The organism is Enterobacter sp. E14S, from assembly GCF_055666685.1.
Map to the genome: position 1 here is coordinate 36,995 of NZ_JBVODQ010000016.1, position 24,431 is coordinate 61,425.

Consider the following 24,431-nt stretch of genomic DNA (forward strand, 5'->3'; position numbering starts at 1 on the left):
TATTCCGCTACGGCATACGGTTCTGTGATGGACATTACAATTTCAACTCGTGGCGAATAATCACGTATTTTTACTAATCAGTTAATATTTAAGCAATAAAAGTGTGATTGCCGTCATTTGGGATTTTTTAGTATGGATTTTTCATCTTTATCGATATGGACTAAGCCAATTATTGCGCAAAAAAAACCTCCGCCCACAGGCAGAGGTTCTTAATACAGGTGGAATTAACGCGCCAGCCAGCCGCCGTCTACAGCCACGGTGTAACCGTTGATGTAATCCGATGCAGAGGAGGCCAGGAAGACAATCGGCCCCATCAGATCGCTCGGCAGACCCCAGCGTCCCGCAGGGATACGCTCGAGGATCGCCGCGCTGCGCTCTTCGTCAGCACGCAGCTGCTGCGTGTTGTTGGTCGCCATGTAGCCCGGCGCAATCGCATTCACGTTGATGTTATGTTTCGCCCATTCGTTTGCCAGCAGGCGGGTCACGCCCATCACGGCGCTTTTGGACGCGGTGTAAGACGGCACGCGGATGCCGCCCTGGAACGAGAGCATAGAGGCAATGTTAATGATCTTGCCGCCTTTCCCCCGGGCAATAAAATGCTTCGCCGCCGACTGGGACATGAAAAATACGCTCTTGATGTTCAAATCCATCACGTCATCCCAGTCGCGCTCGCTGAAGCTGATCGCGTCTTCGCGGCGGATCAGCCCGGCGTTGTTCACCAGAATGTCGATATGACCGAATTCAGCCACCGCGCGGTCCAGCAGTTCAGGAATGGCATCGATTTTACGCAGGTCAGCGGTCAGGCTCAGGAAACGGCGCCCCAGGGCCGTCACGCGTTCGATGGTCTCAGTCGGTTCAACGATATTAATTCCGACGATATCGCAGCCCGCTTCCGCCAGGCCTAACGCCATTCCCTGACCCAGCCCGGTGTCACACCCGGAAACCACAGCCACTTTCCCCTGCAGAGAGAATGCATCCAGAATCATGTTTATTCCTTACTCTTTCAGAGCCTGTCACTCACAGGCAGGTTTATGCTTCACCGCCCGCGACTAGCGCAGATCGCTGACCGCAACGTGGTCCATATCATCAAAGACCTGGTTTTCCCCCACCATTCCCCAGATAAAGGTGTAGGCTTTCGTCCCTACGCCGGAGTGAATGGACCAGCTCGGTGAAATCACCGCCTGCTCGTTGTGCATCACGATATGGCGCGTTTCCTGCGGCTGTCCCATCATGTGGAATACGCAGGCGTCCTCATCCATGTTGAAGTAGAAGTAGACTTCCATGCGGCGCTCGTGGGTATGACACGGCATGGTGTTCCACAGGTTGCCCGGTGCCAGCTCGGTCAATCCCATGCTGAGCTGGCAGGTCTCCAGCACGTCCGGCACAAAGTATTTATTGATGGTGCGGCGGTTGCTGGTGAGGTTATCGCCCAGCGTCACGGGTGCGACGTCTGCCGTGGTCACTTTTTTGGTTGGGTAGGTGGAGTGAGCCGGCGCGCAGTTGTAGTAAAACTTCGCAGGCCTGCTGCCGTCGATGCTGGCAAAGACCACGTCTTTCGCCCCTTTACCCACGTACAGCGCCTCGCGATGGCCAATCTCATAGCATTTTCCGTCTACGGTGATGGTGCCCGGCCCGCCGATGTTAATCACCCCCAGCTCGCGACGCTCGAGGAAGTAGCTCACGCCCAGCTGTTTACCGACCTCACCGCCCACGGAGACGCTTTTCGTGACGGGCAGAATCCCGCCCACAATGATGCGGTCGATATGGCTGTAAACCATGGTGTACCTGTCGGCCTCGAATACCTGCTCGACTAAAAATGCATTGCGCAGCCCCTGCGTATCCAGCGTTTTGGCGTGCGCACTGTGGATGCTTTCTCTGACGTCCACGGTAACCTCCAGATGTGGTCATGCCCGAAGGCGGAAATAAACGAAACAGCGTTCCGTTTTTCATAATGAGCACATACTATCGGCATAAAGCGGGCTTTTCAATTATATTTAAAACAACGTTTCATTTTTATTTTTGTTTATAGCGGAAATGATGTTCGGATCACAATTCAACCGCCGGGAGAAAAAGGACGCGAAAAAAAACCTCCCGGAGGAGGTCATTTTGAATGAGGAGAGGTTAGCGTTCGATGGCCAGCGCCACCCCTTGCCCGCCGCCTATACAGAGTGTGGCAATCCCTTTGCGGGCATTGCGCTTTTTCATTTCGTGGACCAGCGAAACCAGGATCCGGCAGCCGGACGCACCGATAGGATGACCCAGCGCGATCGCGCCGCCGTTAACGTTGACCCGCAGAGGATCCCACTCCAGCATTTTTCCGACGGAGATCGCCTGCGCGGCATAGGCTTCGTTCACCTCGATCAGATCCACATCCGAAAGCTGCCACCCCGCGCGCTCCAGGCAGCGGCGGGTCGCGTAGACCGGTGCGATCCCCATTAACGCAGGATCAACCCCTACGCTGGCGAACGCCTTGATGCGAGCCAGGACCGGAAGATCGAGTTCAAGGGCTTTGCTTTCGCTCATCATCATGACGGCGGCAGCGCCGTCGTTAATGGAAGAAGCATTTCCCGCCGTCACCGAGCCCTGCATTTCAAACGCGGGATTCAGCCTCGCCAGGCCTTCAGCGCTGGCGTCGGTGCGCGGCTGTTCATCAGTATCCACGAGGATACGCTCGCCGCTCTGACGCTGCGTGCTGACCGGGACAATTTCGTCGCGAAAGCGACCGGAATCAATCGCCGCACGCGCTTTTTGCTGCGAGCTTAGCGCATAGGCATCCTGCACCTCACGGCTGATGCCGTACTCGCGCGCCAGGTTTTCCGCCGTCACGCCCATATGATAGTCATTGAACGCATCCCAAAGCCCGTCATGCACCAGGCTGTCGAGCAGCTGACTGTTGCCAAGCTGTGCGCCGGTCCGGCTGTCGGTCAACACGTGCGGCGCGCGGCTCATATTCTCCTGCCCGCCCGCGATGATCACGTCCGCTTCACCACACTGAATGGCTTGCGTCGCGAGATGCAGCGCTTTTAATCCTGAACCACAGACGTCGTTGATGGTAATGGCCGAAACGGTATTGGGCAGCCCGCCCTTCAGCGCCGCCTGACGCGCAGGGTTTTGCCCGGCACCGGCCGTGAGAACCTGTCCCAGGATCACCTCATCAACTTCATGCGCTGCGATCCCGCTACGTTCCACCAGCGCTTTTACCACCACGCTGCCCAGGTCAACCGCCGAGTGACGCGCGAGCGCTCCCTGAAAACAGCCGATAGCTGTACGCAACGCACCCACTATTACGACATCTTTCATCACGACCTCTGTGTTAAATGACATGACGATAGTAGAGGATTGTTACTGGCAATTATCTTAATTGTTTAAAAATAGTGAGTTTAATCACAAGGATCAGCGCGCATCCTGCAGATACTGCCGCAGCCAGCTTCCGGCAACGCCGGGAGGGGATCGTTTATTCCACAGCAGATCGATGCCGATCGCCCGCGGCCAGCCGGGAACATTGAGCTGTACCAGGGATTTCGCGGCGGCAAATTCATCCACCAGCGCACACGGCAGCACGCACCAGCCAAATCCCTGTACCGCCATACTCAAGAGTAACAGGTAATTCGGCGCTGACCAGACGGGCCCGCGCGCGATCTCAGCCTCGCGCTCAAGATAGGTGCTGAGCCGCAGCTCCCGCCAGCCGTGCAGCTCGTCATGCTGAACGTCATGTTGTCCGGCCAGCGGATGCGTGGTCGCGACGTAGATCGCCATGCGGGTCTGCATCGGCAGGCGGGTGACGCCAATATCCGTAGGGTAACTGTCGCGCGCTTCCGTCAGGCCAATCTGCGCTCGCTCCTTCTGCAGCAGATCGATCACGTCCTCTTCCTCGCCAATCAGACATTCGAATTCCGTATGGGGAAAACGCGCGTCAAACTGCTTCATCATCTCTTCCAGCACGTCCGGGTTGAGGGTATCGGAAAGGACAAACGTCAGACGCGCCTCCGTTTGCGCCGTTAGCGACACCGCCAGCTCGTCCAGCCGCGTGCTGGCGGCCAGGATCGCCTGCACGTAACCCAGCACCTGTTCTCCCTGGACCGTTAACACCGGCTGGCGCGCCGAGCGGTCAAACAGCTCGAAACCCAGATCGGCTTCAAGATTGGCAATCGACGTGCTGATCGTCGACTGGCTTTTACGCAGCCGGCGTGCGGCAGCAGAAAAAGAGCCCGCCGCAACGGTCTCGACAAACGCGGTAAGGGCTTCGGGTGAATAGCGCATAACCTATCTACTTTAGCGATGGATACTATCTTTAATATATCAGCTTTAGCGATGAAAATAGGCTGCATCAACGCCCATACCGGCGAATTAATGAGGTCTATGACTATGCAACATCAGGATGCACTCCAACGTAAGCTGCCGGAGCGGATCTTTCATGCTGTCTGTTTCGAAGGGATTGCTACTGCGATCCTCGCCCCTACGGCGGCGTGGCTGATGCAGCGTTCCGTGGTGGAGATGGGTGGGTTGACCATTATTCTGGCCACCACCGCCATGCTTTGGAACATTATTTATAACTTCGGCTTCGACCGTTTCTGGCCCGTTCAGCGCGTCAAACGTACCGCAAAAGTGCGTGCGCTGCATGCGCTGGGGTTCGAATGCGGGTTTATTGTGATTGGCGTATCGATTGTCGCCGCCGTGCTGGGCGTTACCCTGCTTCAGGCATTCACGCTGGAAATAGGTTTCTTCCTGTTCTTCCTGCCGTACACCATGTTCTACAACTGGGCGTACGATAGCCTGCGCGAGAAATTTCTTAAGCGTCGCCAGCAACGGCGCGCCCTGGCAGGCTAAACCGCTTCTGGCCGGACGCCCGTTCCGGCCAAACTCCGTCGAAGCAACTGCGCTCTCCGTGCATAACTATGGTAAATTGCACTCCATTCCGATAGTTTGATAGTTGATACGTTGCTCTAATGTCGAAAATTTGGTCAAAAGATGAGACTCTCTGGAGTTTCGCTCTCTATGGCACGGCCGTGGGCGCAGGAACGCTGTTCTTGCCCATTCAGCTGGGCTCCGCAGGCGCTATCGTCCTGTTTATTACCGCCCTCGTGGCCTATCCCTTAACCTACTGGCCGCACCGGGCGCTGGCGCAGTTTATCCTGTCGTCAAAAACAAAAGGCAATGAAGGGATCACCGGCGCCGTCTCGCACTATTACGGCAGGAAGATTGGCAATCTGATCACCACGCTCTATTTCATCGCCTTCTTTGTGGTGGTGCAGATTTATGCGGTGGCCATCACCAACTCGCTCACGGAGCAGCTGGCAAAACACCTGACGGTGGATACCTCCGTTCGCGTGCTGGTCAGCCTGGGAGTGGTGCTGGTTCTGAATCTGATCTTCCTGATGGGGCGCCATATCACGATAAAAGTGATGGGCTTCCTGGTATTTCCGCTGATTGCCTATTTCCTGTTTGTCTCGCTCTATCTGACCGGAAGCTGGCAACCCTCGCTGCTGACCAGCCAGATGGCCGTCGATCGTCATACGCTGCATCAGGTATGGATTTCGATTCCGGTGATGGTGTTTGCGTTCAGCCATACCCCGATTATCTCCACGTTTGCCGTTGACCGCCGCGAGAAGTTTGCCGACGGCGCTATGGATAAATGTAAGAAAATCATGAAGGTGGCGTACCTGATTATCTGCCTGAGCGTGCTGTTCTTTGTCTTCAGCTGCCTGCTCTCTATTCCGCCGTCGTACATTGTGGCCGCCAAAGAGGAAGGGGTGACGATCCTGTCTGCGCTGTCGATGATGCCTTCTTCACCGGCGTGGCTGGGCATTTCCGGGATTATCGTGGCGATTATTGCGATGTCGAAATCGTTCCTCGGCACCTATTTTGGGGTGATTGAAGGGGCGACGGAGATCGTGAAGTCGTCTCTCAATCAGGTAGGCGTGAAAAAGAGCCGCGCCTTTAACCGCGCGATTTCCATTATGGGGGTGTCGTTAATCACCTTTGCCGTCTGCTGCATTAACCCGAACGCCATTTCGATGATTTACGCCATCAGCGGCCCGCTTATCGCCATGATCCTGTTTATCATGCCGACGCTGTCGACGTATCTGATCCCCTCCCTGAAACAGTACCGCTCCATTGGCAACCTGCTGACGCTGATCGTAGGCGTGCTGTGCGTGTCGGTGATGTTTGTAGGCTGATCCCTTTTCCTGTCCGGCGCTCTGCCGGGCAGGCCATTGCTTACAGCGGAAAAGGTCTGTCCTGCACGACCGTTTTCATCACAAGCGTAGAGCGAAGGTGCTGCACGCCGGGCATGGCGGAGAGCTTCTCGTCGTAAAGTTTCTGGAAAGCGGACAGGTCGCGGGTCACGACGTGCATTAGATAATCGGGATCGCCAAACAGGCGCTGTGCCAGCACGATCTGCGGAATTTCCTCCACCGCAGCTTCAAACGCGCTAACCGCCTTACGGTCACCCTCCTTCAGCGTCGCAAACACTATTGCCAGGAAGTTGAATCCCATTTTGGCGGGATCGAGGCTGGCTCGGTATCCCGTTATGGCCCCGCTTTGCTCCAGCGCCCGCACGCGACGATGGCACGGCGAGAGGCTCAGATTCACTCTTTCCGCCAGCTCGGTCAGGGATAAACGGCCATCAGACTGTAGCTCAGCAAGAATTTTTCGATCGATGCTATCCATGTGGAAGATTTTCTCATTTTCACGGTGTTATGAGCATAACATTGAAAACCTATTTCGCAGGGTTAGCGATATTCTTTTTCTCAGCTTTTGACGCACTGCGGGAGATTTCAGGACGATGGAAATGAGTATTGTGGCCGGCTTTTGGGTGGTTTCTTTTCTGCTTATCATGACGCCGGGCGCCGACTGGGCCTACGCCATTAGCGCCGGGATTAACGGACGACGCGTGGTACCGGCGGTGATGGGGTTAATGTCCGGGCATCTGTTAGCTACGCTGATTGTGGTGGCTGGCGTGGGCGTAGTGATTGCTCAGCATCCGCTGGCGTTAACCGGGCTGACCGTCGCGGGGGCCGCGTATCTCCTGTGGCTTGGCATCGGACTGTTGCGTCACCCTGCCGCACCGGAAAAGGCCACCCATCATGCGGGAAACTGGAGGCAGTGGGCGGTGAAAGGGCTCTGCATTAGCGGTCTTAACCCGAAAGTTTTTTTACTTTTCCTGGCGCTGCTTCCGCAGTTTACCGACCCGACCGGAAGCTGGTCGATAGCGATGCAGATGTCCGCGCTTGGCGTGATGCACCTTATCACCTGTACGCTGGTCTATCTGCTGGTGGGGTATGGTTCGAAAGCGGTGCTGGCGACCCGGCCACAGGCGGCGCGTCGGGTGAGCATGGCATCTGGAGGGATAATGGTGCTGATCGCGATGGTATTGCTGCTTGAGCAGGTAAGATAAAAAAACACCGGCCATCGCCGGTGTTATTTACGCCCGAATATCGTCATATTCCCGCGTTTTATCAAACTCATGTTTCGCGAACGGGCACAGCGGAATAATTTTGCGGTTCTCACCGCGCATCTTCTCTACCACTTTCGCCACCAGCTGCTTGCCAACGCCCTGCCCTTTCAGGCTCTCATCCACGTCGGTGTGCTCGATAATGCTCAGGTGCTCGCCGGTCGGCACGAAGACAATCTCCGCGACCTGGTTGCCGTTCGCATCATTCACGTAAAACTTGTTATGGCCTTCCAGAATATCCATGGTTCCTCGCTTATTTTTGGCGATACTTCAGCGCACCGCTCGGGCAGGTATCAATCACGCGTACAACCGTTTCAACGTCCACTTCATCGGGAATGATCCACGGTTTACGTTTCAGATTAAACAGCTTTGCGCTCCCACGCACGCAGTTACCTGAGTGTTTGCAGATCCCGGTATTGAAGTAAACGTCAATTTTCTCGCCGGTATAGGCCCGGTAACCCGCATCCAGTAGTTCTTTATCCATGACATTGCCTCTGTAATTATTATCGTGCTGAATGAAGCATAGCCTTACGGGATCCTGATGGCTATAACGCCGAAAACGAAAAGCCAGGTCACAACTCTTTTCTCGCCAGATTGCGTCCGCTATTGGCCCATGTCAGGCTCGGCAAATGTCACTTTTACATAACTTCCGCAGGTTGAATGAAACGCAGACTCTCTTTTCAGGTAAAGCTGTTTTTAGCGCTGGTGTGCTTCTCCTGCCTGCTGTTAGTTCTGCTGGGAACAATCCTGTTTCATTTTATTGACCGACAGCTCCATCACGATCTCGGCCAGCGCGCCCGGGTTCAGGCCAGCCAGATCGCGCTGATGCCGGGACTGGCGGCTATGGTTGCAGCCAGAGATATTCCGGGAATAGCCCGGTTAATTCAGCCGCTGCGCGCCGAAAGCGATGCCAGCTACATTGTGATTGGCGATACCGAGGAGCAGCACCTTTATCATTCGGAATCTCCGGAGCGTATTAATTTACCGATGATCGGCGGGGATAATGCGGAGGTGTTAAAGGGTAAAACCATTATTTCCGTGCGTCAGGGCGGGATTGGCGTGTCGCTACGCAGCAAAGCGCCCATCTTCAACGCGCAGCATCAGGTGATTGGTATTGTCTCGGTCGGCTATCTGACGTCGTATATTGCCAATATTAACGCCCGCATTCTCTGGCAGTCCGGGCTATACGGCGCTGCGCTTCTGCTGCTGCTGTTTATTTTCTCCTGGCTGTTTACCCGCAATTTAAAAAAACAGATGTTCAGGCTGGAGCCGAAAGATATCGCTCAGCTGGTTTTGCAGCAGCGCGCGCTGTTAGAAGCCATGTACGAAGGGGTATTTGCCGTCAACGGTGAGAAGCAGCTGATTTTAATTAACCGCGCGGCACGCGAAATGCTGGATATTCGGCAAAGTGAGAATGAACTTATCGGGAAACCGCTGGAAGACATTCTGCAGACGGCGCCGGGCTTTTTATCCCAGCGCTACGCCTCGGTGAGCGCTGGCAGCCACGACCAGATTGCGGTGCTGAACCAGCGGGAGGTGATCGTCAACCGCGTAGCGATTGAGGTCGAACCGGGCGTTGAAAGCGGCTGGGTGTACAGCTTTCGCGACAAAAATGACATTAACACGCTCAGCAGCCAGCTCAGTCAGATCAAACGCTATGCGGATAACCTGCGCATTATGCGCCATGAACAGCTGAACTGGACCGCCACTCTGGTCGGGTTACTGCAGATGAAACACTATGACGAGGCGATCCGTTACATTCAGGTGCAGTCAGAAGGCGCCCAGCGCGTGCTGGACTTTGTCTCTGCCCATTTTGTCTCCCCGGCACTGTGCGGGCTGCTGCTCGGAAAATACGTCAGCGCGCGCGAAAAAGGCATCGAGCTGCTGTTTGACCCCGCCTGCCAGCTCACCCGCATGCCTGCCGCGCTGAGTGAAACGGAGCTGATGTCCATTATTGGTAACCTGCTGGACAACGCCGTGGAGGCGACCCTCAACGCGTCGGTCCACGCGCCGGTAGAACTCTACATTTCTGACCGTAACCAGGAGCTGCTGATCGAGGTAGCCGACCGGGGCTGCGGGGTGGACGATGCGTTGAAGCCGCACATTTTCCGCCAGGGGTTCAGCAGCAAGCCTGACAGCGAAAACGACATTGTTGGCACCGAGCACGGTATCGGCCTGTTTCTGGTGGCAGGATATATCGACAAGGCCGGCGGCAGCATTGAGATTGCCGACAACACGCCGCAGGGCACGATTTTTTCTGTGTTTATACCTATTCTACTCCCCGATCAACAGGGCTAAAGCATGAGCACCACCCGACCACTTGACGTTGTGATAGTTGAAGATGAGCCGCACCTGGCGGAGCTGCATCGCGAGTATATCGAGCAGAATTTCCATTTGCGCGTGGTGGGCATCGCCGCGTCGATTGAGCAGGCATGCAGCCTGATTCGTCAGCATCAGCCGAGGCTTATCCTGCTGGACAACTATCTCCCGGACGGTAAAGGCGTTGAGCTCATCGATAATCCGCTGCTGAAAAGCTATGAGTGTTCGGTGATCTTCATCACCGCCGCCAGCGATATGCAGACCTGCAGCCACGCCATGCGCAGCGGCGCGTTTGACTACCTGATTAAGCCCGTCTTTTTCCAGCGCCTGCACGCCTCGCTGGAGCGGTTTATGCGTTTTATCCACACCGTGCAGCAGGTGAAGGTGGTCGATCAGCATGCGCTGGATCGCCTGTTTAACCTGCCCGCTGCGGAAGCCTCCATTACGCCGTCGACGAAGGGTATTGAACCCCAGACGCTGGAACGGATTAAAAACCTGTTCGCCGAGCATCCCGACACCGCGATGTCGGTTGAAGAGGTGGTGGAAAACGTGGGGATCAGCAAAACCACGGGGCGTCGCTACCTTGAATACTGCGTGGAGAGCGGGTTAATCAGCGTCGAAATGCTGTATGGCAATATTGGTCATCCGCGAAGGTTATACCGCAAAGCGCCCGATAAACCGTAATCCAGAACCGTTCACAGGCTAACGTTCGCGGATTTTATGGTGTTAATTGCTGAAACGACGGCGACAATCACACTTCGGAATCATTGCCCGCTTCACCCTCTTGTGGGTGGAGCCCGATACGCTATGTTGACAATTAGTTCCTCAAATGTAACTAAAAGGTTAACTATAATGTCGAACACGTTCCGAATTTCTCTGCTTACCGCTACTGTACTGTTCTCTGCTTCTGCACTCTCTGCCCTGCCGCAGGGGTATCCTGCTGAGTATCAAAAAGTTGTTGATGCCGCAACGAAAGAGGGCAAGGTTGTTATTTACTCCACCACCGACATCAAGGCCGCCGGACCGCTGATCCAGGGCTTCGAAAAAACCTACCCGGGCATTAAAGTCGAATACAACGACATGAACAGCACCGAGCTGTACAACCGCTTCATCAGCGAACAGGCCTCCGGTGGCGTGAGCGGCGACGTGGTCTGGAGCTCCTCTATGGACACCGGCCTGAAGCTCGCCACCGACTACGCCATGGAGTATAAATCGCCGGAGCAAAGCCAGCTGCCGAAATGGGCGGTCTGGAAGGATAAGGCTTACGGCACCACCTATGAACCGGTGGTCTTTATCTACAACAAGCGCCTGATCCCGGCCGGCGACGTGCCGGATTCTCACGCCGCGCTGGCGAAGCTGATTGCCAGCCAGACGGACAAATTCAAGGGCAAAGTCACCACCTACGACATCGAAAAATCGGGTCTGGGCTTTATGCTCTCGGTTCAGGATCACAACGCCGATCCTAATTACTTTAAAACCCTGGCCGACGTCGCCAAAGGTGGCTTATCGGTGCAGTCGTCTACCGGCACCATGATGGAGCGGGTCTCCTCCGGTGAAAACCTGATCGGCTTCAACATCCTCGGTTCCTACGCGGAAGCGCGCGCGAAGAACGATCCGTCGCTCGGCATCTCCTATCCAAAAGATTACACCCTGGTGCTGTCGCGCGTGTCGTTCATCAGCCAGCAATCGCAAAACAGCAACGCCGCGAAGCTGTGGCTTGACTATGTGCTGTCTGAGCAAGGGCAAAGTATTCTGGCCAGTCAGGCGGATATTCCCTCCATTCGTAACGATATCGAAGGGAAAAATGATATCGACGGCCTGACCAAAATCCTGGGCAACGCGCTGAAGCCAATTCCGGTTGATGAAACGCTGCTGGAATACCTGCAGCCGAAAAAACGCCTGGAGTACATCAAAGAGTGGCGTACCGCCGCCGGTAAATAAGCGTCTGAGCGCGGCGCAGGCCGCCGCGCTCCCTTATCGACTGAGTTCGTTTTTCTGGGCTGCAACACCAGGGATACCCCATGAATACATTACGCAGAAAGTGGCAAAGCCTGCCGCGAAGCATCGTCGTGCTGATAACCGCCCTGGTTATCTACACCCCGCTGTCGTTTATCGTGATACAGAGCTTCCTGTCCGCCCCGTTCTTTTCGCCGTCAAAAGAGTGGAGCTTTGAATCATTTGAATTTATTTTCACCGACCCTGATTTTTATAAGGCCCTGAAAAGCGGCTTTATTCTTGCTTTCGGGCTGGTCTTTATTTCCATCCCGCTGGGCGGCGTGCTGGCGTTTCTGATGGTGCGTACCGACCTGCCCGGCCGCCGGCTGATTGAGCCGCTGATCCTGGTCCCGATCTTCGTTTCACCGATGGTGCTGGGCTTTGGCTACGTGGTGGCCGCCGGTCCGGTAGGCTTTCTCTCCCAATGGGCTCAGGCGCTGATTGGCTTTGTGCCGTGGAATATCTACGACATGTCGAGCATTGTGGTCATCGCCGGCCTGACGCACGTCCCGCACGCCTATCTGTATATCTCGTCTGCGCTGCGCAGCGTGGGCTCCGATGTGGAAGAAGCCGCGCGCACCGCGGGGGCGTCGCCCTGGCAGGTGATGACCTCCGTCAGCCTGCCGATGGTGCGCCCGTCCATTCTGTACGCCACCGTGCTGCTGTTCTTCCTCGGGCTGGAAGTGTTCGGCCTGATGCTGGTCCTCGGCGACCCGGAAGGCAACATGGTGCTGGCAACCTATCTCTATAAGCTGACGAACAAGATGGGCACCCCATCCTATAACCTGATGGCGGCAGTTGCCGTGGTGCTGATCTGCATAACCATTCCGCTGGTGATGCTCCAGCGTCGCCTGATGCGCACCGCCAACCGCTTCGTCACCATGAAGGGCAAGGCTTCGCAGGCCCGCGCGCTACCGCTGGGTAAATGGCGCTGGGTGGCTGGCGGAGTGATTGCCTTCTGGCTTACCGTCACCATCGGCGTTCCGCTGCTCGGCGTGGTATTACGCGCGTTTATCTCCAACTGGGGCGTGGGCGTTTCGCTGTGGGACGAGCTTTCTCTGAACACCTTCCGCACCATCTGGGCGCAGCCCAACCTGCTGCGCGCCATCGTCAACTCCATGGCGATTGGCGTGATTGGCGGCGCGCTGGCCGTGGTGTGCTACCTGTTTGTCGGCATTGCCATGCACCGCAAGCCGGACAACACCACGCGTTTTCTGGACTACAGCGTGCTGGTGCCGCGCGCCGTGCCTGGCCTGCTGGCGGGTCTGGCGTTCCTGTGGGTGTTCTTGTTCCTGCCGATGTGGCTGGATAACTCGCTGAAATCCGGCTGGCTTTCCGGGTTCGCCTGGACCGACTGGATGCGTGAAAACGTCATCGTCTGGCTGCGTTCGCTGCGCAGCACCATTTTCAGCGTCTGGCTGGCCTATACCGTGGTGTGGATGGCTTACGGGCTGAGGCTTATCTCTTCCACGCTGCTGCAGGTGGGGCCGGAGCTTGAAGAGGCGGCGCGCAGCACCGGGGCGACGCGCGGGCAGATCACCCGCCACGTCACCATCCCGCTCTCCCGCTACGGTCTTATCGGTTCGTGGCTGCTGATGTTCCTGATCTTTGAGCGCGAATATTCAACGGGTGTGTACCTGCTTTCACCCGGCACGGAGACCATCGGCTCGATGCTGGTTTCCCTCTGGGCCGCGGGTGCCATCGATATCGTGGCGGCGCTCTCTTTCATTAACATCCTGCTGGTCGTGGTAGGTCTGGGCATTGCCCTTCGTTTCGGAGTGAAAATACATGATTGAATTAGCGGTTGACGATCTGCACTTAACCTACGGCGACAATCCTGTTTTAAAAGGTGTCTCCATGAACCTGAAGCGCGGCGAAGTGGTCTCCCTGCTAGGCCCCTCCGGCAGCGGTAAAACCACCCTGCTGCGTGCCGTCGCGGGTCTGGAAAAACCGACGCAGGGGTCGATTGTCATTGGCAACAATAAAGTTTACGACGGCACGCCGCGCAGCGAGGTCCCGGCGGAAGAGCGTAACCTGGGGCTTGTGTTCCAGTCCTATGCCCTGTGGCCGCACAAAACCGTGTTTGAGAACGTGGCCTATCCGCTCAAGCTGCGCAAAGTCCCGACCAAAGAGATCCAGCAACGCGTACAGGGCGTGCTGGACCAGCTGGGTCTGGGCCATCTTGGCAAACGTCACCCGCACCAGCTCTCCGGTGGGCAGCAGCAGCGCGTGGCGATTGGCCGGGCGCTGGTGTACAACCCGCCGGTAATTTTGCTGGACGAGCCGCTTTCCAACCTCGACGCCAAGCTGCGCGAAGAGGCCCGCGTGTTCCTGCGCGAGCTGATTATTAAGCTCGGGCTATCGGCACTGATGGTGACGCACGACCAGAACGAGGCAATGTCCATTTCCGACCGCATCCTGCTGCTCAACAACGGCAAAATTGAGCAACAGGGCACGCCGCAGGAGATGTACGGTTCGCCGAAGACGCTATTTACCGCCGAGTTTATGGGCAGCAATAACCGCCTGCACGGCAAGGTCACCGAAGTGCGCGACGGCAAAGCACGTATCGAGGGGAAAGGCTGGGTGCTTTGGGGTCAGGCGGGCGAAGGGGTGAAGAGCGGTGAAGAAGCGACGGCTGTGATCCGCGTCGAGCGCGTGGCGGTGGTCGAGGGACCAGGGGAAAATCAGCTTGAGCTGCCGCTGCTCACCAGCATGTATCTCGGCGACCGCTGGGAGTACCTGTTCCGCACGGTGGGAGATGATTTTGTCATTCGTGCGTATGGGCATGAGGTTCGGGATCCGCAGCACTGCCATCTTTCGCTGCCTGAGAAGTGTGTGTGGGTGTTCCCGAAAGGGTGATGAGTCAATATTAATCTGCCATGGCCCGGTGGCGCTTCGCTTACCGGGTCTACAAAACAAAGAAATGCACAGATGCCAGGATTGGTGGCGCTAGCCATTATTGTTAATGCATTCCGACTTAAATATTCACCTGACTCTTCTTTCCGTCCCTATACATAACGGGTTAAGGCTCCATATCAAAATGTTATTACAGAGCATATAAAGAAAATTTATGCATTATATCCAGCATTTTTGAAAACAGATTGAACATGCTCCGTCAGTCCAACAAGATCTTCATAGGCGATTGGGCCAAAATCAGGATAATGGTTTTCGATATACTCGTTAACATCTTCCATACCTTCACTGACTCTGAGATTCTTAACAAATGTAGGCAAAATACGATGATTAACACCAGTACCATACTCTTTCGGATGATGGGTCATACACCACTCAACTTTACCTTTATATGATTGAATCGCATCTTCCAGTAAGGTAATAACTTCTAGAACCTCTTTTTCAAAACGAAAACTGGTATAAGGAGGGTACTTAGAGCGATCAATTTTTTCAAAATGGTCATTTATCCATTCATCTTCAATACGGCTCTGATAATGTAACCACTCCAGTCTTCCAAGAGAACCAATGAAGTCCAACAAGATAGTTTCTTTCTTATCTATCGGAAACATTATTTTAACCCCAGATATTTATCAGAGATCGCGAAACTTCCCAAGAAGATCCTGGCGCTAAGTCCGTGATTTAGGTTATAGATATTTAACTTGTATATGGGATAACTGCTCTTCTAAGGACCAGCTCTCAGGCTCAGATTTTTTATGGTACCACTTGGCACCATTATCTAGCCATTTCGACCGGTACATCTTAATGCCCTGTAAGGTTTAATCCTCATAACCAAACCCCACTCCACAACAATCACATATATCGTATGTTGGTGATTCTCCATCCTCACTCTAGGGAGCTTCTAACTGTTCAGAACCACATATACGACAAATATATAGCTCGTTATTTTTTTGCATTGAAATAGTCCAAATTTTTTAGACAACCATGATCTTTCTAATCCGGCATAAACATTGATTTTGGTATACCGTCATATTTTTTACGGCAAAAGTACTAGATGACTAGTTGTAATCAATCATATCACCGTTTTTACGTGTTGTTGTAAGCGCTCCTGCTGGTGGATTATTTACAAAAATCTGATTGGCTTCCGAATATAATTTAGCATTCTGATACTCCGGAAACTCCTTTCCATTTTTTGTCCAGTGCCCATAAGCATTAATTACAGGCTTTAACTTCTTGGTATCTGTCCAAATCTGTGTATCTTTAGATTTACCATCTTTGGCTATCCCGTCACCACCACCTTTCAGCGGTTCGCCATCAGCATTTGCAGCATCGGATTAATATCGAAGATGCCGGGCTTATCCTGACTCAGCGCATTATTCTCAACGACAACGCTTTCCTATACCCCTACCATTTCTCTTTACAATCTAATATTTACAGTTATTCTTAGCCAAGTTATATCTGCCACTGCAACTTTTTCGCTGATAGGCATTTATGACGAGCACAATGCTAGTCCATTTTTTTTAACATAATCAAACTTTCAATCAACGATCGGTCAGAGGCGAGAAACACGACTTCCAATTCATGCTCCTCATCATTTATCCAATCAAGAACAGAATCCCTCAAAATCTCAAGGTAGATCTGCAAATCAACTTTTGGTATTTGAGGTAGGAAATCATGTAGAAGCACGATTTTTCTGCATGGTAGCCAACTAAGATCACACAAGCAGTCATACAACGCATCCCAATTAAAACCAAAGTATCCAGGAAACCATAATAAATAATACAAAGACTTCAAAAACTCCTCCGTAAGTTCAATAGTCGAGTCTATTCGCACGACAAATACTTCTGCAGTATCGTACAAGGGAAATTTCTCTACAAAGATGAATGGAAGCATTTTAAACCTTATTTTTTAATTGGGATATAGGTCTTATAGTGATCTGGCGTATAAAACATTTTACCACCTTTTCCTACAACAATTCGCTGAGGCCCAGGCCCCGCGATGCCATTAGTTGGGTGCACATATTCAGTGTAATATCCTACCGTTTTTTGTGGGAGAGCACCTGAGCGATTTTGATAAACAGAACCATCGTTTCTGTGTGGGAAGGATCCGCCAGACGCTATACGTTCCAGGTTGGCCCGAGATCAATTTTCCCTTGGAAAATTTGACCTGTTTTTTGATCAACAATTCTCATTCCGTCAATAAATCGAGTAGCTTCCTGTGCTCCCTTTGCAACCCCACCGCCATTTTTAATAGGAACTGCCCCAATGCCAAGACCAGCAGTTCCAGGAAGCGGCTTGCCATCTTCGTCAAACAACACCCCGGGCCTGGCAATGTTATGAACTTTTGGCAACCGGTCGCCGTGCTTTTTTTCAAGCTCTTCCTCGTCATGGCCAGGACTCAGCGAGTTATTCTCAACTTCCACCTTCGCCGTTTCCGACGCCGTCGCCGCAGCGCCCGCCAGACCTCCCGCGATACTCACGAGGCTACTGACCAGCCGTTTCTCCTCTGCCGTCAGGTCACTGGATTTTTTATCTCCATACAGCGTACTGACCAGATGCCCGGTCATCACCGAGGCCGTAATGGCTCCAATGGCACCAGCCTTCAGGCCATCCGCTGTGCTCCCGCCACTCAGCTGCGTCAGCGCCGCCGCCACAATACCGTGCAGCGCGGCACGGGCTGTCGGGTCTTTCTGCTCCTTGACCAGAGTCGCCAGCTTCGCGCCCAGCGCCGCATTGCGGGTAAACTTAACGGCTGATTAAGCGATCCAGGCACAGTGGCCGGGATTCGTTATATGATTATTTGATTTATTCTTAATATATCTTTTCTTAACTTATTGTTAACGCTTGAATGTGCTAGCTGGTTTATGAGCTTCCTTATTTGGATAAAAGTACGTTTCTGATCTTTTAGATCTTCTCCTTTTATCGTTGATAAGGCAGCAATTAGTTCGCCATCGTAATATTCACCCGCCAACGGATTTTCAGTCAGAACTTCCAACACTTTCGGTATCAACTGATCAATACATAATTTTTGTCGAATAGCGCGACAAAGATCTTCCACTTTTAATCGCCTTGATGGCTGGTAAACAATTCTCGGCTCTAGAACTGGGATCACTAGCAGAATTTACCTAAAGTAGAATCGCCTGTCTAATCGGAAATTAACGTCTAAATTCTTACAGGAAACGTAGATCCTGCTCAGTAAATTATCCATACTTTTGCATTTGACTTCTTAGCGCGTCTGTATCGCTGCATAAAGTTAGTTACATCCGCTTTCTTGCGGCACGAAATCTTTCCTTTGCGCATTTCTAACTCTTTTTAAAAATGCTCCTGACGTTGGTGTTGGGAGCATTTGTACGTTTTAGCGGTTATTTTTCTGGATTTATATATGTATACCTACTATCAATTTCCAGACCAAGATCAGTAGCTATTTTAAGCACTTGCGTGTACTCATCTTTACTGATCACAACATCATGATCAGCAATATGATCACATAGCGTTTCGAATGCTAATACATTCTCTGAAAACCCAAGATAACCAAGGGCAAAGTCAACTAATGAAGGATCCAGACGACTTTTTAATCCTTCACCAAATTCTCTAATTTCGTCGTTAATATCCATTTCACCCACACTATTTTTTAATAGGTTTTAAAGTTGGAGGAGTCGGATTACTATCCGGAAACGCTGTTACAATTTTCCCACTAGCGGGCTCGTATAGCACACGAACTCTGACACCATCTCGTTCTTCCCAAGCAACCCACCTTGCCGGCCTTCCTGCGTTTGTATACGCCCCACCAGTTCCGGTCTGAGCAAACCATTGGGTATCGGGGGAGGTAGCAATGTCTTCTGCCTGGCCCGTACCGATGGCCGGTGCCAGGTTGCGGTTTTCACCGTTTCCTCTGCCATCCGCGCAGCTGGAAAGCGCCACCGTATAGCTGTTGCCGCTGGTCTGGCAACCGTTGTGGAGATTACTGAAACCCAGCTTGGTGCAGCGGGAGTGCTGAACGATATCGGCGATGTGCTGGTGACTAGGGGCCGGGACGGGTATTTTAGGTGAGCCTGACGGCTAAAAGAAGATCCCGGCCCGGTGGACGGGATCTATTATCTTAGTGAGTTTTTGGCAAATAAAATAACTTTTCAGCAATTATACGATCCAAATCACTATCTCCATTCAAACACATATGATCCGTAGCAACCCAATGTAAATATTGATAAATATCTTCGATTTCTTTTCCCGCGTATAACATCTCACAAATAGGTTGTACATATGCATCATATTCATCACTGGCCTCAATGAGATCATTGATACCTATAGGATCCCATTCTTGTAATAGAACAGATCTAACTTGCTCATATAAAAATCGATCATTCATTTCGTAGGTGCTCCCGGAATTACAGTTACAACATCGCCTGTATTAGTGTTAATTATTACCCGAAGATTGTTGGTTGCATCGTAGTATCCCGTAGTTCCAGGTTTTGTCGGATAAATGTTTCCTGTCTTTATTGTATTTTCTACTGCTGAAGGCGGGACGCCACGCCCCTGCATACGATCAACAGCACGAGCTGAATATGCTCGCTCACCAATTACCGCAGGTGAATTAGAACCTTTGGTATTCATGGGATTACTACTTCTACCTGTAGGATTGTAAGCACCTCTGGAGCCTCCACCTTCGCCGTTTCCGACGCCATCGCCGCCATGGAGACACTGCCGTCCGTCACCGCAGCACCCGCCAGACCTCCCGCGATACTCACCAGGTTACTGACCAGCCGTTTCTCATCCGCTGTCAGGTCACTGGATTTTTTATCTCCGTACAGGGCGCTGACCAGATGCCCGGTCATCGCCGAGGCCGTGATGGCGCCCATGGCACCCGCCTTCAGGCCATCCGCTGTGCTCCCGCCACTCAGCTGCGTCAGCGCCGCCGCCACAATACCGTGCAGCGCGGCACGGGCTGTCGGGTCTTTCTGCTCCTTGACCAGGGTCGCCAGCAGAGGGGCCGCCCCCGCTGCCGCGCCTGCCTTCAGGTTACCGCCAAGCGCACCTGCCAGTAATCCCGCCGCTGCACTGCCCTTCGTCCAGAAGTCACTCCCCGGACCATACTCAGTATTCTGGTATCCAGGCTGTGTCTTCAGGAATGCTTCCTGCTCCTGCGGCTTATCGCCCTGCAGTTTTCCTTCTGACGCCAGCTTCGCGCCCAGCGCCGCGACTTAGCTCTGTGCTGACTTCCCTAAAGACAGTCAAAGTACGGTGATTCACATCCAGTGAAATGTACCTTAAAGCTTGTCACCTCATTGCATCGCATATCCTTAACCATAGTTCTTCCATCAACACCTGGTTATTCAATATTTTTCGGAAAGAGTTGCGGAGCCAAAAATCCCGCCAACGATGGGCGGGACCAAATATAATCACTCACTTATAACGGCTCTTTTCCAATCATCATCTTTTGAGTTCCGCCCCCCCTAAAGGGAGGTCTGCTAATATAGTAATAGAATGGTCAATGTTAACTATCTCTTGCAGGCTAACTAAAACAGCATCATTTTCATTAACTGAATCAGAACTAATCACATGGAATTGCCAATCCCCGTCGTCACTGTCATGTGAAAGATAAGCTATCCACTCTCCTGAGGTAATAATTTTTCTATTTGCAATAACAGCCATGTTTGGTGGCTCCGCTAACTACTATACTGTATTATCCATTATTCACTACTGCACTTATTCGATTTTTTTGTTTTATTCTCGAGACGAAATCTGAACATTTCAATAACTATTTGTACCTAGCCCAAGAGCTGAGTCAGCAGGATTTCCAGGCACAATATAGTTACTGCTGCAGGTTTTTGTATCCGTCCTCCGGCATTTTACTCGTTGCCAGATGATCAGCGGCTTCGCTGAGCGAGTTATTTTCAACAACAACTCTCTCTGATGTGGATTGCTGTACTGAATCCTATTTCCAACTTACTTCAGCAAGATACAACCGATTTTTTCTGCTGCTTTCTCGGACTGGCAACTTTTTACCCTGACGCGCCTTTTTCGTCTGGACACGCTACCGCCCCGGTAAAGAGTCCAGTGAGTAAATTGCCTGCGGCAGTTCAGCATAACACAAGGGCGATTATGCGCAGTTCATAACAATAATGTCTGGGCTGTTTTTAAGATACAGATAGAACATCAATGTAATTGATTTTTTCGTCTCGCTCATATTCTCTTAACAGAGAATTAAAAACTTTAATTTCATCCCCAAGATTAATGATTACTAACTTAAATCCTTCATCAAAAACTAACTTTACACCAATTATTTGTTGCTCAATTTCAGAGCAGATCACGTAAAATTTTAAGAGTATCTTTCCAAAGGCCTTCTGAAACAAATATGAATTTGACAAATCCATGATTACTTCTTTGCCATACTCTCCGAGATCCTTTTCTTGCATTGGTGAATCAATCAGTTCAAGTGAAGCCCCATCCAGTCCGCATCTACATACAATATTTTGATATGTATCGCAAAAAACAAGTTGAAGTTGTTGAGGACTCCCTAAATCTGGAGCGTCATAAACATATATTAGGCCATTGACACTCTGAAGTTTTTGTCCCACGACATTACGTGCCAGCTCTTGATACCGCTCGAAATTACGCATCATTGCGGTGCCCCCTTCAGCGCATTTTTAACTGATGTATTATTTATTACACCATCTTTAAGGATGGTAACAAAGCTACCATCAGGTTTAGTAACAACGACGTCGTTTCCTTTTATTCTGAAGAATACATCACCACGACTCGCTCCGGCTTCAGTTCCTTGCCCAGCAAATTTCCCTGCAACAACTTTATCTGGATTAGTACCTATATCATTTATAATATTTAAAACACGTTCTCGATCGGCCGCATTTGATGCATTCCCACCAAAATCCTCAACATGTTTACCAAGTTTTTTACCAACCTGTGCGTTAGTTACCGATAATTTGGCACTAGCACCAACACCTGAAGATGGTACAGATATTTTTCCAGGGCCAGGGAGATATCCAGAAATTTCATCACTGGCCTTGTTGAGCAACTTCGATGCTGTTTCAAGATCCCCAGCTTTCAGCGCTTTTTCCGCACCTTTGATGGCCTTACCAGCAACATCGCCAGCACCTGGTATGATGCCGATGGCCGCAGCAAGATAATCAAGTGCACTGTTTGCTTCCGCAAAACTTTTGATATCCCCGACCACTGGCACAAAATCTGCGCCCGTCAACAGGATATCTTTCAGTTCTGCCTGACGTTGGGTATACATCTTCACCGAGCACGCTTCCGCGCTCATCCCGGCACAGTTTTCCTTCTTGTAACGCTCGTTTTCTGCTTCGACGCGTTCTTTCGCTACCTGCTGAGGTGTCTTATTCTGAGATACCGCGTCCAGTACATCACCCAGCGAGTTATTCTCAACCTCCACCTTCGCCGTTTCCGACGCCATCGCCGCCATGGAGACACTGCCGTCCGTCACCGCAGCGCCCGCCAGACCACCCGCGATACTCACGAGGCTACTGACCAGCCGTTTCTCCTCTGCCGTCAGGTCACTGGATTTTTTATCTCCATACAGCGCGCTGACCAGATGGTCGGTCATCGCCGAGGCCGTAATGGCTCCAATGGCACCGGCCTTCAGGCCATCCGCACTGCTCCCGCCACTCAGCTGCGTCAGCGCCGCCGCCACAATACCGTGCAGCGCGGCACGGGCTGTCGGGTCTTTCTGCTCCTTGACCAGGGTCGCCAGCAGAGGGGCCGCTCCTGCTGCCGCGCCTGCCTTCAGGTTACCGCCAAGCGCACCTGCCAGTAATCCCGCCGCTGCGCTGCCCTTCGTCCAGAAGGCACTTCCCGGACCGTACTCGGTATTCTGATATCCGGGCTGCGTCTTCAGGAACGCTTCCTGCTCCTGCGGCGTATCGCCCTGCAGTTTTCCTTCTGACGCCAGCTTCGCGCCCAGCGCCGCATTGGATTCCCGCGCTTTCTGCTCCGCATACTTGCCATAAGCATCCAGCGCAGAAGTGGCCAGCGCCGCGCCTTCGCTCTGGACCGCCAGGTTATCCCTGACCTTCTGAACATCACCGTTCACGTCCACGCCGTGGTGGGTGTCAGCCGTATCGCGGCTCAGGTCAGCAATATCCTGTTTTTGTTCCGCCGGGTTGCGAATGACAATGCTACCGCCACTCACCGCTGATGAGGTCGTGCCGGTGTGGCTCTCTTCTGCCTGGCCCGTACCGATGGCCGGTGCCAGGTTGCGGTTTTCACCGTTTCCGCTGCCGCCCGCGCTGCCGGAAAGCGCCACCGTGTAGCCGTTGCCGCTGGTCTGGCTCTCGTTGTGGATATTACTGAAACCCAGCGTACCCGTGTCGAGGCTATTTTTATCTGCAGACGCCGTGGATGCAATCACCGCGCCATCAAGCTGGGTATGATTTCCGGTGGTGACAGCAAAGCCGCCCTTGCCTGCGAATATCCCGCTCTGTTCAGCGACGCTCTTACCATTCTGGGTGATATTCTCACCCGACGCACTGACGCTACCGGAAGACGCACCATAACACAGCGGCGGTATGCACAGGCTGAGGGACGCGCCTGACGAAGACTGCTTGCTGTCATAACTGGCCGTATCCTGCACGCTGCTGATGGTGAGATCGCGCCCGGTGTTGACCACCACACGGTTACCTTCCAGCTCCGCACCTTTCAGGGTGGTGTCGCGTCCGCTGTTCACCGTAAGCTGTTCATCAGCATGGACAACGCTGTTCGTATTGCGCTGCGACTGGCTGTTTTCCTTGCCCTTATGCTGTGACGCTCCCAGCTCCACCGAGATGCCGTTTTGCGCACCAATCAGGCTCACACCGACACCGACGCTGAACTGGCTGCCGCTGTTTTTACTCTCAGAGTGGGTTGTGTTCTGGGAGGCAGACAGCAGAATATCCCGTCCCGCATCCAGCGCCACGTGTTTACCCGCGATCTGTACCCCCATACCGGCAATGTCATTTCCGGCACGAACAGAGACATTCTCGCCGGCATTAATGGTGGTGCCCTGCGTGTCGGTACTGTGGTAACGACTGTCCTGAGATGACGTCCCCGCCGTTAAAGACACTTTAGCCTTGATGAGCGACGAGTCCGACATAGCGCCCTGCGCCGCGGTTGCCGCCGACTGGCCTGTTCTGATGGCGGTCAGCCGTGGATCATCGCCATTTTCTGCGCTGCGGGCGGCCGTCTCAGCGGCTTTAGCAGCCTCAACAGCCCAGCCGCCAGCAGATGCCGTCACACCATACTGGGCGCTGCTGCTGTGATTTTCACCATCACGGGTATCCCGGCTCACCCCCATGAGGACATTTTCGCCACTGAGTGAGACCGATTTACCAGCACGGATATCCGTACCTGACAGGGAGAGATCGTTACCGGCCTGCGCGACAACGTTACCGTTTTTGCTGCTTAGCTGGCTGCGCAAGCCGTTTTCGAGGCTGCTATCTTCCCGACTGCTGTTTTTTTCATGACGGTAGCCTGCCGTGGCGCTGTAACCATCGCCGCCCAGCGTTCCCAGCAATTTGCTGCTGCCGCTGCTCTCACTGCGCGATGTATCGCGTCCGGCAGAAACGGAGATATCCCCATGTGTGGCTGACAGCAGAAGATCGTCCGTGGCGGTCATCAGGCTGCCGTTGATATTCACGCTGCCGTCACGACTGTTAACGTAAATATCTGAGCCCTGAATGACCGACGCGTTTTGTGTGGTTCGGGTGCCGCTACTGTTGCTCTCCGCCTTGCTCATCCCGCCCGGC

Annotated in this window: 28 protein-coding genes; 9 read left to right on the forward strand and 19 right to left on the reverse strand. The window is 53.0% G+C overall.

Features of this window, described 5'->3' with window-relative positions:
- Positions 1–224 precede the first annotated feature (224 nt).
- The 4 genes from kduD to ACZ6J2_RS21255 all read right to left on the reverse strand — a co-directional run bounded on the left by kduD (position 225) and on the right by ACZ6J2_RS21255 (position 4,260).
- Positions 225–986: a 2-dehydro-3-deoxy-D-gluconate 5-dehydrogenase KduD gene (gene kduD / locus ACZ6J2_RS21240; RefSeq protein WP_471726592.1), complete on the reverse strand. Its 762-nt coding sequence runs from the start codon at positions 984–986 to the stop codon at positions 225–227.
- Between the two features lie 63 nt (positions 987–1,049).
- Complete coding sequence (gene kduI / locus ACZ6J2_RS21245) at positions 1,050–1,886, reverse strand: 5-dehydro-4-deoxy-D-glucuronate isomerase (protein WP_039263316.1); 837 nt, start codon at positions 1,884–1,886, stop codon at positions 1,050–1,052.
- A 235-nt stretch (positions 1,887–2,121) separates the two neighbouring features.
- Positions 2,122–3,300, reverse strand: a complete 1,179-nt coding sequence (locus ACZ6J2_RS21250; protein WP_038417283.1) for an acetyl-CoA C-acetyltransferase — start codon at positions 3,298–3,300, stop codon at positions 2,122–2,124.
- A gap of 93 nt (positions 3,301–3,393) precedes the next feature.
- On the reverse strand, positions 3,394–4,260 hold the full coding sequence (locus ACZ6J2_RS21255) for a LysR family transcriptional regulator (RefSeq protein WP_471726594.1): 867 nt from the start codon (positions 4,258–4,260) through the stop codon (positions 3,394–3,396).
- Between the two features lie 105 nt (positions 4,261–4,365).
- On the opposite strand from ACZ6J2_RS21255, the gene ACZ6J2_RS21260 reads away from it, so the two are divergent.
- On the forward strand, positions 4,366–4,827 hold the full coding sequence (locus tag ACZ6J2_RS21260; RefSeq protein WP_023309065.1) for a multidrug/biocide efflux PACE transporter: 462 nt from the start codon (positions 4,366–4,368) through the stop codon (positions 4,825–4,827).
- Between the two features lie 119 nt (positions 4,828–4,946).
- Positions 4,947–6,176, forward strand: coding sequence for an amino acid permease (locus ACZ6J2_RS21265; protein ID WP_471726595.1), 1,230 nt, complete (start codon positions 4,947–4,949; stop codon positions 6,174–6,176).
- A 40-nt stretch (positions 6,177–6,216) separates the two neighbouring features.
- On the opposite strand, the gene ACZ6J2_RS21270 is transcribed toward ACZ6J2_RS21265, so the two are convergent.
- On the reverse strand, positions 6,217–6,669 hold the full coding sequence (locus ACZ6J2_RS21270) for an Lrp/AsnC family transcriptional regulator (RefSeq protein WP_029742214.1): 453 nt from the start codon (positions 6,667–6,669) through the stop codon (positions 6,217–6,219).
- A gap of 115 nt (positions 6,670–6,784) precedes the next feature.
- Here ACZ6J2_RS21270 and ACZ6J2_RS21275 point away from each other — a divergent pair, with 115 nt between their 5' ends.
- A complete protein-coding gene (locus ACZ6J2_RS21275; RefSeq protein WP_471726596.1) occupies positions 6,785–7,396 on the forward strand; it encodes a LysE family translocator in 612 nt (203 codons plus the stop codon).
- A 27-nt stretch (positions 7,397–7,423) separates the two neighbouring features.
- Here ACZ6J2_RS21275 and ACZ6J2_RS21280 read toward each other — a convergent pair whose 3' ends face one another.
- Together ACZ6J2_RS21280 and yjdI are read right to left on the reverse strand one after the other, a co-directional pair.
- Positions 7,424–7,696, reverse strand: a complete 273-nt coding sequence (locus ACZ6J2_RS21280) for a GNAT family N-acetyltransferase (protein ID WP_008499687.1) — start codon at positions 7,694–7,696, stop codon at positions 7,424–7,426.
- 10 nt (positions 7,697–7,706) lie between these two features.
- Positions 7,707–7,937 (reverse strand): 4Fe-4S mono-cluster protein YjdI, encoded by a 231-nt coding sequence (gene yjdI / locus ACZ6J2_RS21285; protein ID WP_008499689.1) that lies wholly within the window; start codon positions 7,935–7,937, stop codon positions 7,707–7,709.
- Positions 7,938–8,113: 176 nt separating this feature from the next.
- Between yjdI and ACZ6J2_RS21290 the strand changes: the two genes are divergently transcribed.
- From ACZ6J2_RS21290 to ACZ6J2_RS21310, 5 genes are all read left to right on the forward strand, one after another.
- Positions 8,114–9,751, forward strand: coding sequence for an ATP-binding protein (locus tag ACZ6J2_RS21290; protein ID WP_471726597.1), 1,638 nt, complete (start codon positions 8,114–8,116; stop codon positions 9,749–9,751).
- A gap of 3 nt (positions 9,752–9,754) precedes the next feature.
- Positions 9,755–10,456 carry a response regulator gene (locus ACZ6J2_RS21295; RefSeq protein WP_047646296.1) on the forward strand — a complete coding sequence of 234 codons (702 nt, stop codon included), beginning with the start codon at positions 9,755–9,757 and terminating at the stop codon, positions 10,454–10,456.
- A gap of 168 nt (positions 10,457–10,624) precedes the next feature.
- The gene (locus ACZ6J2_RS21300) at positions 10,625–11,713 is read left to right on the forward strand and encodes an ABC transporter substrate-binding protein (RefSeq protein WP_045355601.1); all 1,089 of its coding nucleotides are present in this window, start codon (positions 10,625–10,627) and stop codon (positions 11,711–11,713) included.
- Positions 11,714–11,793: 80 nt separating this feature from the next.
- Positions 11,794–13,563 carry an ABC transporter permease gene (locus tag ACZ6J2_RS21305; RefSeq protein WP_471726598.1) on the forward strand — a complete coding sequence of 590 codons (1,770 nt, stop codon included), beginning with the start codon at positions 11,794–11,796 and terminating at the stop codon, positions 13,561–13,563.
- Positions 13,556–14,626 (forward strand): ABC transporter ATP-binding protein, encoded by a 1,071-nt coding sequence (locus ACZ6J2_RS21310; protein WP_471726599.1) that lies wholly within the window; start codon positions 13,556–13,558, stop codon positions 14,624–14,626. Before ACZ6J2_RS21305 ends, ACZ6J2_RS21310 begins: the two co-directional genes overlap by 8 nt.
- 209 nt (positions 14,627–14,835) lie before the next feature.
- Here ACZ6J2_RS21310 and ACZ6J2_RS21315 read toward each other — a convergent pair whose 3' ends face one another.
- The 4 genes from ACZ6J2_RS21315 to ACZ6J2_RS21330 all read right to left on the reverse strand — a co-directional run bounded on the left by ACZ6J2_RS21315 (position 14,836) and on the right by ACZ6J2_RS21330 (position 17,243).
- The gene (locus tag ACZ6J2_RS21315; protein WP_471726600.1) at positions 14,836–15,288 is read right to left on the reverse strand and encodes a hypothetical protein; all 453 of its coding nucleotides are present in this window, start codon (positions 15,286–15,288) and stop codon (positions 14,836–14,838) included.
- Positions 15,289–16,183: 895 nt separating this feature from the next.
- Positions 16,184–16,570, reverse strand: coding sequence for a barstar family protein (locus tag ACZ6J2_RS21320; protein ID WP_471726601.1), 387 nt, complete (start codon positions 16,568–16,570; stop codon positions 16,184–16,186).
- Between the two features lie 8 nt (positions 16,571–16,578).
- Entirely contained in the window at positions 16,579–16,806 is a 228-nt protein-coding gene (locus tag ACZ6J2_RS21325; protein ID WP_471726612.1) for a guanyl-specific ribonuclease, read from the reverse strand.
- On the reverse strand, positions 16,794–17,243 hold the full coding sequence (locus ACZ6J2_RS21330; protein ID WP_471726602.1) for a VENN motif pre-toxin domain-containing protein: 450 nt from the start codon (positions 17,241–17,243) through the stop codon (positions 16,794–16,796). Before ACZ6J2_RS21330 ends, ACZ6J2_RS21325 begins: the two co-directional genes overlap by 13 nt.
- Between ACZ6J2_RS21330 and ACZ6J2_RS21335 the strand changes: the two genes are divergently transcribed.
- On the forward strand, positions 17,232–17,432 hold the full coding sequence (locus tag ACZ6J2_RS21335; RefSeq protein WP_471726603.1) for a hypothetical protein: 201 nt from the start codon (positions 17,232–17,234) through the stop codon (positions 17,430–17,432). The genes ACZ6J2_RS21330 and ACZ6J2_RS21335 overlap by 12 nt on opposite strands.
- 32 nt (positions 17,433–17,464) lie before the next feature.
- On the opposite strand, the gene ACZ6J2_RS21340 is transcribed toward ACZ6J2_RS21335, so the two are convergent.
- The 8 genes from ACZ6J2_RS21340 to ACZ6J2_RS21375 form a co-directional block, all read right to left on the reverse strand.
- Positions 17,465–17,734: a contact-dependent growth inhibition system immunity protein gene (locus ACZ6J2_RS21340; RefSeq protein WP_471726604.1), complete on the reverse strand. Its 270-nt coding sequence runs from the start codon at positions 17,732–17,734 to the stop codon at positions 17,465–17,467.
- A gap of 304 nt (positions 17,735–18,038) precedes the next feature.
- Entirely contained in the window at positions 18,039–18,290 is a 252-nt protein-coding gene (locus tag ACZ6J2_RS21345; protein WP_096150344.1) for a MafI family immunity protein, read from the reverse strand.
- A 485-nt stretch (positions 18,291–18,775) separates the two neighbouring features.
- Positions 18,776–19,042 carry a hypothetical protein gene (locus tag ACZ6J2_RS21350; RefSeq protein WP_094935933.1) on the reverse strand — a complete coding sequence of 89 codons (267 nt, stop codon included), beginning with the start codon at positions 19,040–19,042 and terminating at the stop codon, positions 18,776–18,778.
- The gene (locus tag ACZ6J2_RS21355; protein ID WP_471726605.1) at positions 19,039–19,287 is read right to left on the reverse strand and encodes a DUF4258 domain-containing protein; all 249 of its coding nucleotides are present in this window, start codon (positions 19,285–19,287) and stop codon (positions 19,039–19,041) included. The genes ACZ6J2_RS21350 and ACZ6J2_RS21355 overlap by 4 nt, the downstream gene beginning before the upstream one ends.
- Positions 19,284–19,532 (reverse strand): VENN motif pre-toxin domain-containing protein, encoded by a 249-nt coding sequence (locus ACZ6J2_RS21360; RefSeq protein WP_471726606.1) that lies wholly within the window; start codon positions 19,530–19,532, stop codon positions 19,284–19,286. Before ACZ6J2_RS21360 ends, ACZ6J2_RS21355 begins: the two co-directional genes overlap by 4 nt.
- A 571-nt stretch (positions 19,533–20,103) precedes the next feature.
- Positions 20,104–20,325 (reverse strand): hypothetical protein, encoded by a 222-nt coding sequence (locus ACZ6J2_RS21365; protein ID WP_471726608.1) that lies wholly within the window; start codon positions 20,323–20,325, stop codon positions 20,104–20,106.
- Positions 20,326–20,810: 485 nt separating this feature from the next.
- A complete protein-coding gene (locus tag ACZ6J2_RS21370; protein ID WP_471726609.1) occupies positions 20,811–21,296 on the reverse strand; it encodes a hypothetical protein in 486 nt (161 codons plus the stop codon).
- Positions 21,293–24,421, reverse strand: coding sequence for a hemagglutinin repeat-containing protein (locus tag ACZ6J2_RS21375; protein WP_471726614.1), 3,129 nt, complete (start codon positions 24,419–24,421; stop codon positions 21,293–21,295). Before ACZ6J2_RS21375 ends, ACZ6J2_RS21370 begins: the two co-directional genes overlap by 4 nt.
- Positions 24,422–24,431 lie beyond the last annotated feature (10 nt).

What these genes read in the sequence shown, in the direction of transcription:
- kduD (WP_471726592.1), bottom strand. Translation starts at nt 986, where the DNA reads ATGATTCTGGATGCATTCTCTCTGCAGGGGAAAGTGGCTGTGGTTTCC.
- ACZ6J2_RS21250 (WP_038417283.1), bottom strand. Translation starts at nt 3,300, where the DNA reads ATGAAAGATGTCGTAATAGTGGGTGCGTTGCGTACAGCTATCGGCTGT.
- ACZ6J2_RS21255 (WP_471726594.1), bottom strand. Translation starts at nt 4,260, where the DNA reads ATGCGCTATTCACCCGAAGCCCTTACCGCGTTTGTCGAGACCGTTGCG.
- ACZ6J2_RS21260 (WP_023309065.1), top strand. Translation starts at nt 4,366, where the DNA reads ATGCAACATCAGGATGCACTCCAACGTAAGCTGCCGGAGCGGATCTTT.
- ACZ6J2_RS21265 (WP_471726595.1), top strand. Translation starts at nt 4,947, where the DNA reads ATGTCGAAAATTTGGTCAAAAGATGAGACTCTCTGGAGTTTCGCTCTC.
- ACZ6J2_RS21270 (WP_029742214.1), bottom strand. Translation starts at nt 6,669, where the DNA reads ATGGATAGCATCGATCGAAAAATTCTTGCTGAGCTACAGTCTGATGGC.
- ACZ6J2_RS21275 (WP_471726596.1), top strand. Translation starts at nt 6,785, where the DNA reads ATGGAAATGAGTATTGTGGCCGGCTTTTGGGTGGTTTCTTTTCTGCTT.
- ACZ6J2_RS21280 (WP_008499687.1), bottom strand. Translation starts at nt 7,696, where the DNA reads ATGGATATTCTGGAAGGCCATAACAAGTTTTACGTGAATGATGCGAAC.
- yjdI (WP_008499689.1), bottom strand. Translation starts at nt 7,937, where the DNA reads ATGGATAAAGAACTACTGGATGCGGGTTACCGGGCCTATACCGGCGAG.
- ACZ6J2_RS21290 (WP_471726597.1), top strand. Translation starts at nt 8,114, where the DNA reads ATGAAACGCAGACTCTCTTTTCAGGTAAAGCTGTTTTTAGCGCTGGTG.
- ACZ6J2_RS21295 (WP_047646296.1), top strand. Translation starts at nt 9,755, where the DNA reads ATGAGCACCACCCGACCACTTGACGTTGTGATAGTTGAAGATGAGCCG.
- ACZ6J2_RS21300 (WP_045355601.1), top strand. Translation starts at nt 10,625, where the DNA reads ATGTCGAACACGTTCCGAATTTCTCTGCTTACCGCTACTGTACTGTTC.
- ACZ6J2_RS21305 (WP_471726598.1), top strand. Translation starts at nt 11,794, where the DNA reads ATGAATACATTACGCAGAAAGTGGCAAAGCCTGCCGCGAAGCATCGTC.
- ACZ6J2_RS21310 (WP_471726599.1), top strand. Translation starts at nt 13,556, where the DNA reads ATGATTGAATTAGCGGTTGACGATCTGCACTTAACCTACGGCGACAAT.
- ACZ6J2_RS21315 (WP_471726600.1), bottom strand. Translation starts at nt 15,288, where the DNA reads ATGTTTCCGATAGATAAGAAAGAAACTATCTTGTTGGACTTCATTGGT.
- ACZ6J2_RS21320 (WP_471726601.1), bottom strand. Translation starts at nt 16,570, where the DNA reads ATGCTTCCATTCATCTTTGTAGAGAAATTTCCCTTGTACGATACTGCA.
- ACZ6J2_RS21335 (WP_471726603.1), top strand. Translation starts at nt 17,232, where the DNA reads ATGCCCGGTCATCACCGAGGCCGTAATGGCTCCAATGGCACCAGCCTT.
- ACZ6J2_RS21330 (WP_471726602.1), bottom strand. Translation starts at nt 17,243, where the DNA reads ATGACCGGGCATCTGGTCAGTACGCTGTATGGAGATAAAAAATCCAGT.
- ACZ6J2_RS21345 (WP_096150344.1), bottom strand. Translation starts at nt 18,290, where the DNA reads ATGGATATTAACGACGAAATTAGAGAATTTGGTGAAGGATTAAAAAGT.
- ACZ6J2_RS21350 (WP_094935933.1), bottom strand. Translation starts at nt 19,042, where the DNA reads ATGAATGATCGATTTTTATATGAGCAAGTTAGATCTGTTCTATTACAA.
- ACZ6J2_RS21355 (WP_471726605.1), bottom strand. Translation starts at nt 19,287, where the DNA reads ATGAATACCAAAGGTTCTAATTCACCTGCGGTAATTGGTGAGCGAGCA.
- ACZ6J2_RS21360 (WP_471726606.1), bottom strand. Translation starts at nt 19,532, where the DNA reads ATGGGCGCCATCACGGCCTCGGCGATGACCGGGCATCTGGTCAGCGCC.
- ACZ6J2_RS21365 (WP_471726608.1), bottom strand. Translation starts at nt 20,325, where the DNA reads ATGGCTGTTATTGCAAATAGAAAAATTATTACCTCAGGAGAGTGGATA.
- ACZ6J2_RS21370 (WP_471726609.1), bottom strand. Translation starts at nt 21,296, where the DNA reads ATGATGCGTAATTTCGAGCGGTATCAAGAGCTGGCACGTAATGTCGTG.
- ACZ6J2_RS21375 (WP_471726614.1), bottom strand. Translation starts at nt 24,421, where the DNA reads ATGAGCAAGGCGGAGAGCAACAGTAGCGGCACCCGAACCACACAAAAC.